At 72.7% G+C, this 12,791-nt stretch carries 11 protein-coding genes; 5 read left to right on the forward strand and 6 right to left on the reverse strand.

Translation table 11 applies throughout. The annotated features are described in order from the left end of the window. Window positions 1-204: 204 nt before the first annotated feature. From LO772_RS16000 to LO772_RS16010, 3 genes are read left to right on the forward strand one after another with little or no spacing between them, the layout of a single operon-like run. Window positions 205-1,716: an SCO6880 family protein gene (locus LO772_RS16000; RefSeq protein WP_231779072.1), complete on the forward strand. Its 1,512-nt coding sequence runs from the start codon at window positions 205-207 to the stop codon at window positions 1,714-1,716. Window positions 1,717-1,732: 16 nt separating this feature from the next. Then, a complete protein-coding gene (locus LO772_RS16005; protein ID WP_443089457.1) occupies window positions 1,733-3,076 on the forward strand; it encodes an ATP-binding protein in 1,344 nt (447 codons plus the stop codon). A 31-nt stretch (window positions 3,077-3,107) separates the two neighbouring features. Continuing rightward, on the forward strand, window positions 3,108-3,524 hold the full coding sequence (locus LO772_RS16010) for a hypothetical protein (RefSeq protein WP_231779074.1): 417 nt from the start codon (window positions 3,108-3,110) through the stop codon (window positions 3,522-3,524). 189 nt (window positions 3,525-3,713) lie between these two features. Here the strand turns inward: LO772_RS16010 and LO772_RS16015 are convergent, their stop codons facing one another. After that, window positions 3,714-5,327 carry an ATP-binding SpoIIE family protein phosphatase gene (locus LO772_RS16015; RefSeq protein WP_231779075.1) on the reverse strand — a complete coding sequence of 538 codons (1,614 nt, stop codon included), beginning with the start codon at window positions 5,325-5,327 and terminating at the stop codon, window positions 3,714-3,716. Between the two features lie 409 nt (window positions 5,328-5,736). On the opposite strand from LO772_RS16015, the gene LO772_RS16020 reads away from it, so the two are divergent. Continuing rightward, on the forward strand, window positions 5,737-6,525 hold the full coding sequence (locus LO772_RS16020; protein WP_231779076.1) for a TetR/AcrR family transcriptional regulator: 789 nt from the start codon (window positions 5,737-5,739) through the stop codon (window positions 6,523-6,525). Window positions 6,526-6,720: 195 nt separating this feature from the next. Next, the gene (locus LO772_RS16025) at window positions 6,721-7,644 is read left to right on the forward strand and encodes a LysR family transcriptional regulator (RefSeq protein WP_231779077.1); all 924 of its coding nucleotides are present in this window, start codon (window positions 6,721-6,723) and stop codon (window positions 7,642-7,644) included. A 9-nt stretch (window positions 7,645-7,653) separates the two neighbouring features. Here the strand turns inward: LO772_RS16025 and LO772_RS16030 are convergent, their stop codons facing one another. From LO772_RS16030 to LO772_RS16050, 5 genes are all read right to left on the reverse strand, one after another. Continuing rightward, on the reverse strand, window positions 7,654-8,106 hold the full coding sequence (locus LO772_RS16030) for a universal stress protein (RefSeq protein ID WP_231779078.1): 453 nt from the start codon (window positions 8,104-8,106) through the stop codon (window positions 7,654-7,656). 451 nt (window positions 8,107-8,557) lie between these two features. Next, on the reverse strand, window positions 8,558-9,316 hold the full coding sequence (locus tag LO772_RS16035; protein WP_231779079.1) for an SDR family oxidoreductase: 759 nt from the start codon (window positions 9,314-9,316) through the stop codon (window positions 8,558-8,560). Next, on the reverse strand, window positions 9,313-10,374 hold the full coding sequence (locus LO772_RS16040; RefSeq protein ID WP_231779080.1) for a phosphotransferase family protein: 1,062 nt from the start codon (window positions 10,372-10,374) through the stop codon (window positions 9,313-9,315). The genes LO772_RS16035 and LO772_RS16040 overlap by 4 nt, the downstream gene beginning before the upstream one ends. Before the next feature lie 64 nt (window positions 10,375-10,438). Further along, window positions 10,439-11,752, reverse strand: a complete 1,314-nt coding sequence (locus LO772_RS16045) for an acyl-CoA dehydrogenase family protein (protein WP_231779081.1) — start codon at window positions 11,750-11,752, stop codon at window positions 10,439-10,441. A 187-nt stretch (window positions 11,753-11,939) separates the two neighbouring features. Next, window positions 11,940-12,695 (reverse strand): TetR/AcrR family transcriptional regulator, encoded by a 756-nt coding sequence (locus LO772_RS16050; RefSeq protein WP_231779082.1) that lies wholly within the window; start codon window positions 12,693-12,695, stop codon window positions 11,940-11,942. Window positions 12,696-12,791 lie beyond the last annotated feature (96 nt).

Raw genomic sequence — 12,791 nt, forward strand, 5'->3', positions numbered from 1 at the left:
TCTGGGAGGATCGTCCCGGAGAACGCACCACCGGACCATGGGTGCGGAAAGGGGGTCGTGCATGATCGACGAGCTGCCGCAGTCACATCCGCCGGCGGGCGCCGGCGGCTTCGCTCTTCCCGTGCGACGCCACCCGGTGTTCGCGCCCGTCCCGGTCGCTCCGGGCCGTTCGCCGTACGCCAGGACCGGGAGCGAGGCCCGACGATGACGACACAGCCGATCCAGCGACGCCGGACGTTCCTCATCGGCAAGGCGAAGCCGACGGCCGTCATCGGCAAGAACCGCGAGCCCGGCGAGATCTTCATGATCATCGCGGGCGGCGCGCTCGGGCTGCTGTGGGGTTTGCTGGTCCCCATCCTGGTGGTCCGGATCATCGGCCTGGTGGGCTTCCCCCTGATCGCGTTCGCCGCGGTCTACCTGCCGTATCGGGGGCGCACGTTCTACAAGTGGTTCGAGATCAACCGCACTTACAAGCGCACGCTCAAGCGCGGCGCGCGCTACCGCTCTTCGGTCATGGAGGCCGGCACGCGCCTGAACGGCGCCGGTGTCGCGGTCGGGTCGCCGCCCGGGATCGGCCGGTTGAGCTGGCTGAGCGTCCCCTTCGGGCCGGACGAACTCGCCGTGCTGATGCACCTGGAGCGGCGCACGGTCACCGCCGCGATCGAGATCGAGGGCCCCGGCGTGGGCCTCCGCGACTCGGAGGACCAGGAGGCGCTGGTCGAGCGGTTCGGCACGCTGCTCAAGCATGTGGCCAACGGCGACGGGTTCGTGACGCGGCTTCAGATCCTCGCGCGGACGATGCCGGCCGACCCCGACGCGCACGCCAAGGACGTCGCGCGGCGCGGGGATCCGACCGCGCCTCGCTGGGTCAAGGACTCGTACGACCACCTGCAGTCGATGGTGTCGACGTCCAGCGAGCAGCACCGCGCCTATCTGATCGCGTGCATGCACTACAACCGCGACCTCGCCGCCGAGTCGTCGGTGATGGGCAAGGGCGACGACGGGCTCGGCGTGGTCATGGCCCGTGAGCTGACCGACGTGTGCGCCCGCCTCGCCGAGGCCGACATCCGGGTGCGCCAGCCGATGAACGAGGCGCGCCTGGCGTCGCTCATCCACTCGATGTACGACCCCGAGCACCAGATCGACCAGTTCGAGGGCATGCAGGCCCGGTACGCGTGGCCCGCCGAGTTGGACGCGACCCACGCGAACTACCTGCAGGCGAAAACCCGGGAGTCGGACACGTCGCAGCCGTGGTGCCACGCGACGGCGTGGGTCAAGGAGTGGCCGCTGACGCCCGTCGGGGTGAACTTCCTCGCGCCGCTGCTGGTGCACACGCCCGACGTGATCCGCACGGTCGCCGTGACGATGGACCTGGAGCCCACCGACATCGCGATCGAGCGCATGCTCACCGAGAAGACCAACGACGACGCCGACGCCGCCCGCGCCGCCAAGATGAACCGCGTGGTCGACCCGCGCGACCTGGCGCACACCGGGCGCGTCGACCAGCGCGGCGAAGACCTCGCGGGCGGTGCGGCCGGGGTCAACCTGGTCGGCTACATCACGGTCTCGTCGCGCAGTCCCGAGCAACTGGCACGCGACAAGCGGACGATCCGCGCGTCGGCGGGCAAGTGCTTCCTCAAACTGGAGTGGTGCGACCGCGAGCAGCACCGGGCCTTCGTGAACACGCTGCCGTTCGCCACCGGCATCAGGAGGTGACGTCGTGTCCGGCATCATGTCGCTGCTGACCGAGGGGTTCTCGAGCTTCGTCTTCGGCAGACACGAGACGCAGCGCCTGCCCGTGCGCACGTCGACGGGGCAGGCGCAGGCGGTGTACCTGCCGACGGCCGCGCCGGGCCTCGGGGACTCGGGTGTGATCATCGGCCGCGAGGTCTACTCCGGCAAGGGGTACGTGTACGACCCGTTCCAGTTGTACGGCCAGCAACTCCCGGCGCCGCACTGGCTGGTGCTCGGCGAGTCCGGCAACGGGAAGTCGGCGCTGGAGAAGACGTACGTCCTGCGCCAACTCCGGTTCCGCGACCGCCAGGTCGTGGTGCTGGACGCGCAGGGCGAGGACGGCGTCGGCGAGTGGAACCACATCGCCGAGGCGCTCGGCATCAAGCCGATCCGCCTCGACCCGACGAACCTCGAATCCGACGGCGTGCGCCTCAACCCGCTCGACCCGGCGATCGCGACGACGGGGCAGCTGGCGCTCCTGCGCACGATCATCGAGGTGGCGATGGGCCGCCCGCTGGAGGAGCGGGCGGGGTACGCGCTCAAGGCCGCGCACGTGCACGTCATGCGGACGGTCAAAGACCGCCAGCCGATACTGCCGGACATCGTCGAGGCGCTGCGCAACCCGAGCAAGGTCGCGGCGGATCTCCTGAGCCTGGACCTCGCCGACGTGCGCATCTGGGGCCTGGACGTGGCACTGGTCCTCGACCGGCTGGTGGACGGCGACCTGCAGAACATGTTCGAGGGGCCGACGACGAGCGGCATCGACCTCGACGCGCCGCTCATCATCTTCGACCTGTCGCACATCGACCGGAACTCGATCGCGATGCCGATCCTGATGGCGATCGTGGGCGTGTGGCTGGAGCACACGTGGATCCGCCCGGACCGGGTCAAGCGCATCTTCCTGGTCGAGGAGGCGTGGCACATCATCAACAGCCCCTTCGTCGCGCAGCTGTTCCAGCGGCTGCTGAAGTTCGGGCGCCGGCTGGGCCTTTCGTTCGTCGCGGTGGTGCACCACTTGTCGGACGTCGTCGACGGTGCCGCGGCGAAGGAGGCGGCGGCGATCCTGAAGATGGCGTCGACGCGGACGATCTACATGCAGAAGGCGGAGGAGGCCCGCGCGACCGGGAAGGTGCTGGGGCTGCCGCGCTGGGCGGTGGAGATCATCCCGACGCTGACGCCGGGCATCGCGGTGTGGGATGTCAACGGCAACGTCCAGGTGGTCAAACACCTGATCACCGAAACCGAGCGGCCCATGGTCTACACGGACCGCGCGATGACCGAGGACGCCGTCGAGGAACGCGTTCGGGCGGAAGCCGCGCTGACGGGCGACCCGGCGGCGTAGACCGACGCACGGCACGAGCCGGAGGAGGGGCATGGCGGACGGTCCCCCGCGCGCGCCGCAACGCGGTATTCCCGACGGCGTGTTGATCGGCATCCTGGTGTTCCTGGTCGGGGCGACCGGGGCGCTGTGGCTGTCGACGGGGCTGGCGGGCCTGGTGTCGCACCAGGAATGGCCGGACGGTGTGCGGTTCGCCAAGTCCGGTGTCGCGATCCGCGAACTCACCGCGGAGCCGGGCGACATCGCGGCGGCCTGGCCGGACACCCCGCCCGAGGCGCTGCCTCCCGCGTCGACGTTCTGGTGGGTGTTCGGGGGCGTCATCGCGATCGTGCTGTGTCTCGCGGGTGTCGCGCTGTGGGCCTGGGTACGGCTGATGACGCGTCAAGTGCGGCGCACGGAACGGCCGGTGGAGTCGGCGGGCCCGACGGACCCGCCGGAGAAAGCGGTCTGAGACCCGCATTGCACACCTTCGGGTGAATGGCCCCGAGGAAGGGGGATCGCCCGTTCCTGTCCGGGGAATACAGTCCTCACCGTGGCCGAGTCGGCCGCCGCGTGGCCGCCAGGTCACCCGCCGGTCGGCTCGACCCACCATCTTCCTCCGCCGCCCCGCGAGCCGCGCGCCCCCGGCCCTCCGCGGCGCTCACAGCCGGAACTCGCACCACACCGTCTTGCCCGCCCCGGTCAGGCGCGACCCCCACGCGTCGGCGATGGAGGCGACGATCGCCACCCCGCGGCCGTTCTCGTCGTCGATCGCGGCGCGGCGGTGTCGCGGCACGTGGTCGTCGGCATCGGCGACCTCGACGATCAGCCGCCGGTCGGTGCGCCGCAGGCGCAGCCGCAGCGGCGCGGCCCCGTGGGTCAGCGCGTTCGCGACGAACTCGCTCACCGCGAGCGCGCCCGATTCGCGCAGTTCCTCGCCCACCTGCCAGCTCGCCAGCACCCCGGACGTGAACGCCCGGGCGCGCGAGGCCGCTTCGTTGCCGCCGAGCAGGTCGAGCGAGGCCGTGCGGAACAGTGTCGCGGCACGGCCTTCGTGGCGCGGGAGGTGGACGACGAGCAGCGCGACGTCGTCATCGTGCGCGACCGGCAGGCGCATGTGCGCGAGGAGCCGGTCGCGGACCGCGTCGGGTGCGCCGACGGACGCCGCGAGCGCGCCCGCCAGGCGGTCGATGCCGTGGTCGAGGTCCTCGCCGCGGCGTTCGACCAGGCCGTCGGTGTAGAAGACCACGGTCGAGCCCGGCTCCAGCGGTGTGCCGCGCGCCATGGGCGGCCAGGTGGCGCCGGTTCCCAGGGGCGGGCCGAGGGCGTCGTCCAGGCGGCGCACGCGGCCCTCGGGGTCGCGCACGAGCGGCGGCAGATGGCCGGCGGTCGCGTAGGTGAGGGCGGCGTCGCTCGGGTCGTACACCGCGTACACGCAGGTGGCGATCTGCGCCGCGTCGATCTCGGCGGCCAGGCCGTCGAGGAGCCGCAGGACCTCGTGCGGCGGCAGGTCGAGGCGGGCGTACGCGCGTACCGCCGTGCGCAGTTGGCCCATCACGGCGGCGGCACGCATCCCGCGGCCCATCACGTCGCCGATGACGACCGCGGTGCGTCCGCCGCCCAGGGGGATGACGTCGTACCAGTCGCCGCCGACCGCCGCGTCGGCGCCGCCGGGCAGGTAGCGGGCGGAGATCCGCAGCTCGTCCGGGTCCTCAAGCTTCTGCGGCAGCAGGCTGCGCTGGAGGGTGAGGGCGGCCCGGCGGTGCCGCCGCTCGCTGGCGCGGAGCCGGTCGGTGGCCTGCACCTGGTCGGTGACGTCGACCGCGAACACCAGCACGCCGCGCACCGGGCGCCGGGTGTCGGTGCCCTCGGCGCGCACGGGTGTGCAGACGAACGTGTAGTAGCCGTGGCGGCGTTCGCCGGCCGGCATGCCGGGGTAGGCCGTCGCGCGGTGGTCGACGCGGCGGGCCCGCACCGCGCGCGACCGGCCCGTCCGGTAGACGTCGTCCATGAGGGCGAGGAGCCCCTGGTCGACGAGCTCGGGCAGGATGTCGCGGGCCGGTGCGCCGGGCCGGCGGGGCCCGAAGACCGCGCGGTAGGCCTCGTTGACGTACGAGAGTTCGTGATTCGGCCCGCGCGTGACCGCGACGAGTGCGGGCGCGTGCGCCAGCGCCTCCCGCAGGGTGAAGGTGTCGGTGCGGTCCTGCATCCGCGCCGCGGGCACGGATCGCCGCCGGTCACCGGACAGCCGGGCGCCCCACCGAGTGATGTTCAACCGCCTGCTTCCCTGATGAGTTCTTCACACTAGGTGCCGTGAGGTTTACCACTAGTGACCCCACCAGTGTGGGCGAAAGTCGGGCGCAGGGGAATCGGGAGGGGGCCACCGACCCCCCGTTCGGGGGACTCATCGCCGCCGGTCCGCGATATCGGGGCATCTTCGTGACGCCGGTCACACCATGATCGGTTCCGTTTCCCGCCGCCACGGGGGCTTGTCGACGGAGTGTCCACCGCGCCGCGCCGTTCACCGGCGTTCGCTGACTCAGCGTCAGCACACCACAATTCCTCCACAACCGTTATGTCGGATTCCGCTTCTGGCCCGTCGGCGGGTCGGGTACGCTCGGCGAACTGGCAATGACTGAGCGGTCCGACTTGGGGACACGAACACTTGCCTTCGGGGGAATCACATGGGCGCTTCGCGCATATATTCGAACGAGCTGGCACGGGAACGCGACACTGCGGGGAGGGCAGTCGGCAGCGCGTCCGCCGCCGTCATCCCCCCGGCTCGCCGACCGCATCGGCGCCGAACGGCGGTTGCCGCGGCACCCGCCGCCGATCCGGAGTCCACCACACAACTCCGCACCGACGCACGCCGCAATCTCGAACAGGTCCTGCGTGCCGCCCGCGAGGTCTTCGGTGAACTGGGCTATGACGCGCCCATGGAGGAGATCGCGCGCCGCGCGGGTGTCGGCGTCGGGACGATCTACCGGCGGTTCTCCGGCAAGGAGTCGCTGGTCCAGCGCATCATGATCGCCGAGACGGCGCGGCTGGCCACCGAGGCGGAGGGCGCGCTCGCGGAGGAACCGGACGCGTGGTCGGCCCTCAACCGCTACCTGCGCCGAGCCGTCGCGTCGGGGGCCGGCCGGCTGTTCCCGGCACTCAGCGGACGCGTGCCGGTGACCGAGGAGATGCGGGTCGGGCGGGCGGCGCTCAACGACGCGGTGTGCCTGCTGGTCGACCGCGCCAAGGACGAGGGCTATCTGCGCGGGGACGTGTCGGACGCCGACATCTCCCTGCTCCTCTCGTGCCTGCTGCCGCCGCCCGGGCTGCCGAAGGCCCAGCGGCTCACGGTGGCCGCGCGCTATCTGGAGGTCGTGCTCGACGGCCTGCGCGCCGACCACTGCTCACCGCTGCCCGGGGAGCCGTTCACCCAGGCGGAGCTGGACATGCTGTTCCTGCGCGGTGGCGCGCGCTAGACCCGGTCCGGGCCGCGCGCGGCGGGGTCGTACGGACGGCTCCCCGCCCGCGGCCCGGCGCACGTCCGGGGCGTCGGCGGCGTCGGACGCCGCCGGCCGGCGCCCGCGGCTCGGAAGGCGGGCGCCCGGCACCCGTCCTAGGATCGCCGGCATGGAGGAAGTACGCGGAGAGCCCGGCACGGACAGGGTTTCCGCATGAACTTCACCCTGGTGCAACTGCGCTATTTCGTGGCCGCCGCGCGGCACCGCAGCATGACCGGGGCGTCGCGCGAGCTCATGGTGTCGCAGTCGGCGATCTCCGCGGCGATCGCCCACCTCGAACGCGAGTTCGGGGTCCAACTGCTGGTGCGCCACCACGCCAAGGGCCTGTCCCTCACCGCGTCGGGCGAGCGGTTCCTCGGCGAGGCGCGCGGCCTGCTGGGCCACGCCGACGAGATGGCCGCTACCGCGAAGGCGTTCGGCGGCGCGCTGCGCGGGCGGCTCACACTCGGTTGCGCGGAGGGCGTCGCGCCGTTCCATCTGGCGCCGCTGCTCGCCGAGTTCGCCGTACGGTGCCCCGAGGTCGACGTCGCGCTGGCGGACGGCCGGGACGACGCCGACCTGCGCGAGGACCTCCTGGACGGCGGGTGCGAGCTGGCGCTCGTCCACGATGTGGGCGACGGCGACGTCCTGGAGGGGGAGGTGCTGGCCCGGACCCCGCCCCACGTCATCGTGGCGCCCGGCCACGAACTGGCGGACGCGAAGGCGGTGTCGCTGCGGGCCTTCGCGGACGAGCCGATGATCCTGCTGGACCTGCCGGCCCACCGCGACTACACCGCCTCGCTGGTGCGGCGCGTCGGGATCAACCCGCGCATACGCTTCCGCTCCCGCGGGCCCGAACTGGTCCGTGCGCTGGTCGCGGCGGGCCAGGGTTTCGCGATCCTCGCCGAGCGGCCCGCCACCGACACGACGTACGACGGCGGGCGCGTCGTGGCGCTGGACTGCACCGACGACCTGCCGCCGCTGCCGCTGCTGCTCGTCCACGCGCGCGGCATCCGCCCCACCCGCAGGGCCGCCGCGTTCGCCGCGGTCTGCCGGGAGCGGTTCGTGCGCGCCTCGGGCGGCGCCGCGCGGGGGTGACCGGATCCGTCAGTCGCGGACCACCAGCACGGGGCACGCGGAGTGGTGGACGACGGCGGTGCTCACCGAGCCGAGCAGCAGGCGGGAGAAGCCGCCGGTGCCGCGCGATCCGACGACGACGAGGACGTGCCGCTCCGACATGCCGAGCAGCACCTCGGTCGCGGTTCCGGCGAAGACCTGGACGTGCAGTTCGCCGTCGAACGGGCGTTCGCGGGCGTGGTTGACGTCGCCGACCATCGCCTCGGTCTCGCCGCGCACCGCCTCCAGGGTGGAGTGCATGTCCTCGACGTAGACCCCGCCGGGGGCCATCGCGGCGTAGGTGCCGGCCGGGGGTGCCGCACTCACCACGTGGAGCGGGAGCCGCCGCAGTTCCGCCTCGGTCATCGCCCAGTCGAGGGCGCGCCGGGCCGGCTCCGAGCCGTCGACGCCGACCACGACTCCGCGCGGCTCGTCCTGTGTCATGGGTAGGCCTCCTTGTCGCCCGCTCGGCGGCGCGCCGACGGATTGGGAGGGTCCTTTGCCGCAAAAACGGCTGATCATGACGTTTCAGGCATATGGACGGCGACGATCACCCGCGTGGGTGCGGGGGCGGGGGTACGTCGGGCGCGGGGGACGGGCCGGCGGCGGACATCCGCGCCGACGCGGTCCCGGGCCGCGACGCGGTCGCCGCGGGCAGCGGAGCGCGGCCGTGGCGGCCACGAGAAGGGCGCCCCCCGGCGGACCCCTCTCGTGGCCGGTCACGGTCCGGCCGGGCGGCGTGCCGTTGTCCGGCGGAAGATCCGCAGGCTATCCGGCGCACATGAGGACCGGATGAGGACCGGATGACGCCCACGTGTCCGCCACGCGGCCGGTCGGCGGACTCCGCCCGGCGACGGCGACCCCCCGCTCGCCCCCGCCGCCGTGGGGGTTCGTCTCAGCCCACACGGCCGCCGATGGTGACGCCCCCGTCGACGACCAGCGTCTCGCCGGTGATCCACGACGCGTCGTCCGACAGCAGGTAGCCCGCCGCCTTCGCCACGTCCTCGGGTACGCCGAGGCGCTTCATGGGGTAGGTCGCGGCGGCCTCTTCCTCGCGGCCTTCGTACAGCGCCTCCGCGAAACGCGTCTTGACGACCGCGGGCGCGACGGCGTTGACGCGGACGCCCGGGCCGAGTTCGGCGGCGAGTTGCCGGGTCAGGTGGATGAGCGCGGCCTTGCTGACGTTGTACGCGCCGATGAACGGCCCGGGGACGATCCCGCCCACCGAGGCCACGTTGAGCACCGTGCCGCCATGCTCCTTCATCCACGCGCCGTACGCCGCCTGCGTCCAGCCGAGTGCCGAGACGACGTTCACGTCGAGGATCTTGCGCACCGCCGCCAGGTCGGCGTCCATGAGGGAGCCGTAGTGCGGGTTGATCCCGGCGTTGTTGACCAACACGTCGAGCGATCCGAAGCGGTCGATGACGGCGGCGACCGCCTCGGCCCGGTGCTCGGCGTCGTCGGCGCGGCCGGGGACCGCCATGGCGACCGCCGGGCCGCCCAACTCCCGGACGGCGGCGTCCAGTTCCTCGGCGCGGCGGGCGGTGAGGCACACCTTGGCGCCGCCCGCCGCGAGTTCGGCGGCGATGCCCAGGCCGATGCCCCGGCTCGCTCCCGTGAGCAGTGCGACCTTGCCGGTGAAGCCGGCCGTCATGCCCCGAACCTCCCTTCGTCGAGGATGGTCCGCGCCCGGCCCGCGAGGTCGGCGAGTCCTTCGGGGGTGAAGCGGGACGAGCCGCCGTCGCCGGCCTGGTCGCCCATCGCGCCGGCGTTGAAGCGGTGGAGGACGCCGGCGAGGATGCAGGCCAGGCGCCAGTAGGCGAAGGCCACGTACCAGTGGATCCCGGACAGGTCGCGGCCGGTGGCGGCGGCGTACCGGGCGGCGAAGTCGCCGCGCGTGGGGAAGCCTTCCGCGGCGGTGCCGTCGGAGGCGATCATGACGTCCTTGCCGCCCGCCTCGACCCAGTACATCAGGGCCGTTCCGACGTCCGCGAGCGGGTCGCCGAGGGTGCACAGCTCCCAGTCCAGGACGGCCCGCACGGAACCGTCGCCGCCGATGAGGCAGTTGTCGAGCCGGAAGTCGCCGTGCACGATCGTGGCGCCCTGCTGGGCCGGAACGGACGCCGCGAGCGCGGCGTGGACCTCGTCGATGCCGGGCACCCCGGGGACGCGGGTGGCGTCCCATTGGCGGTGCCAGCGCCGCAGTTGGCGGCCGATGTAGTCCTCGCGGCGGCCGAGGCCGTCGAGTCCGGCCGCGTCGATGTCGACCGCGTGGATCGCGGCGAGGGTGTCGGCCAGTTGGTCGCCGGCGTGGCGGCGGGCCGGGAGGTCGAGGGCCCGTCGGGTCTCGTCGGCGTGGCGCAGCACCGCGCCGTCGACGAAGTCCATGACGTAGAACGGCGCTCCGTTGACCGAGTCGTCGGGGCTGAGGCCGACGACGGCCGGGACCGGGACAGCGGTGCGGCCCGACCCGAGTGCCGCGAGGATGCGGTGTTCGCGGCCCATGTCGTGGGCGGTGGCCAGGACGTGGCCGAGCGGGGGCCGGCGCAGCACCCACCGCGTCCCGGCGGCGTCGGCCACGATGTACGTGAGGTTGGAGTGGCCGCCGACGATCGGCGTGAAGGTCAGCGGGGGGACGAGGGAGGGCACCCGCGCGGCGAGCCAGGCGGTGACCTCGTCCGGGTTCACCCCGGTGGGCACGGTGGGGCTCATGCGGGAACCTCGTTCCGCTCGGCGCCGCGCACGCGGGGCGTGCCTTCGTGTCCGGTGCGCCCGCTCACGCCTGTCCCTCCGCCGCGTCCAGGAGCGTTGCGAACTTCTTGCGGGCCGCCTCGCGCCGGGTCGGCACGTGTTCGGTGGGGACGTCGGCCGGCCGGTAGTCGCGCAGCACGCGGCGGGCGACGGTGACGCGGTGCACCTCGTCGGCGCCGTCGTAGATGCGGGACGCGCGGGCCCAGCGGTACATGCGCTCCAGCGGGAGGTCGGCGGAGAAGCCGAGGGCGCCGTGGATCTGGATGGCGCGGTCGATGACGTCGTAGAGCACCTTGGCGCCGAAGAACTTGATGGCGGAGATCTCGGTGCGGGCGGCCGGGGCGCCGTCGCGGTCCATGCGCCACGCGGCGTGCAGGGTCATCAGGCGGGCGGCCTGGATCTCGGCGTACGAGTCGGCGATCCAGTTCTGCACGGACTGCTTCTCGGCGAGCAGTGACCCGTGCGCGTGGCGGGACAGCGCGCGCTCGCACAGCATGTCCATGGCCCGCTGGGCCTGCCCGAGCCAGCGCATGCAGTGGTGGATGCGGCCGGGGCCGAGGCGCAGCTGCGCGAGCTTGAAGCCGTCGCCTTCGCCGCCGACGAGGTAGTCGTACGGCACGCGCACCGAGTGGTAGCGGATCTCGGCGTGGCCGCCGAAACCCTCCGGCTGGAGGCGTTCGGTGCGGCCGGGGTCCTCCAGGGTGACCACGTCGCGCACGATCTCCACGCCGGGGGTGTCGGCGGGGACGACGATCATCGACGCGCGGCTGTGGGGTGCGGCGTCGGGGTCGGTGACGACCATGGCGATGAGGATGTCGGCGACCGAGCCGTTGGACGTGAACCACTTGTGGCCGTCGATGACCCACTCGTCGCCGTCGCGGACGGCCCGGGTGGCCAGCAGCGTCGGGTCGGAGCCGGCGGTGTCGGGCTCGGTCATCGAGAAGCCGCTGCGGATCTTCCCGTCGAGGAGCGGCGTGAGCCACTTGTCGCGCTGCCACTCGCGGCCGGAGAAGGCGATGCCGTGGGAGAGCAGTTCGGCGTTGCCGGAGTCGGGGGCGTTGTTGCCGAAGACCACGGGCCCGTAGGCGGTGCGCCCGAGGATTTCGTGCATGAGGCCGAGCCTGACCTGGCCGAAGCCCTGGCCGCCGAGGGCCGGAGGCAGGTGGGCGGCCCACAGGCCGCGGGCCTTGACCTGCTCCTTGAGCGGGGCCGTCGCGGCCTGCAGCGTCGCGTAGTCGAGGTGCAGCGTCTCCAGCGGGTAGATCTCGTCGCGGACGAACCCGCGCATCCAGTCGAGTTGTTCCTCGAACTCGGGCTCCGTGGAGAAGTCCCAGGCCATCGTGTCATCCCCTCGCGTCTTCGGTGCCGGCCCGTGTGGGCCGGCGGGTGTCGCGTCGTCCGGCGGAGTCGGTGGCCGCCGGACGGCACAGCCGTGCGCACGCTGTCCGGGAGTCGTGCGGGCGTCGTACGAAATCCTGTGGTGGGCCGGCCGGTTCACGTGCGCGCGGAGCGGTCGGCGGTCGCGCTCACGAGGTGTGCTCCGGCACGGCCGGACCTCCGGGCCCGGGGTGTGCGGGTCTGTCGCACGCGTTCTGGTACACGGCGGCCCGGAGGGTGTCCACCTCGCGCTGGAGGTCGGCGGCCATCTCGGCGATGAGCGCGGCGCGGTCCAGCGCCTCGCCGTCCGTCCCGGGGTGGTCGCGGCGCAGCAGGCCGCCGAGCGCCATGCGGGCCAGCATGGCGGCGAGTTCGTGCGGCTCGTACCTGCCGTCCGGGCGGTACCACTTGAACATCCAGTTGCACATGCCGATGACCGCGAACCCGGCGATCTTCGGGTCGACCGGGGTGAACTCGCCGTTCTCGACGCCCTCGCGGATCACCGTGCCGACGGCGGTGTCGACGTCGCGCTTGAACCGGTCGAAGACCTCGCGCGCGCTCGCCGGGAGCTGGTCCTGGTCGCGGAAGCCGAGGGTGTAGAGGTGCAGGTCGCGGGTGAGGGCCAGCACGTGCCGTTCGAGGATGCGGCGGAGCCTGACGGACGCGGGCTCGTCGAGCGCGACGACCGCGGAGATGCGGTCGACGGCGACGCGCGCCCACTCCTCGAAGATCTCCCGGACGAGGGCTTCCTTGTTCGGGAAGTAGTGGTAGAGCGCGGCCTTGGAGACGCCCAGTTCGTCCGCGATCTCCTGCAGCGTCACGGCCCCCAGCCCGCGCACGCCGAACAGCCTCGTCGCGGTGACGCGTATCTCGTCGCGCATCAGGCGGTTGCGGGGCGGCATCATCAACCTAGGGGTAGGAATTCCGACTCTGTGGTCGGATGCTAGGCGGGCGTGCCGATCGGGATCAAGGGATGTGGCCAACGTCGCGAAGGCCCGGTG

Origin of the sequence: Yinghuangia sp. ASG 101 (assembly GCF_021165735.1) — a bacterium.
GTDB lineage: Bacteria > Actinomycetota > Actinomycetes > Streptomycetales > Streptomycetaceae > Yinghuangia.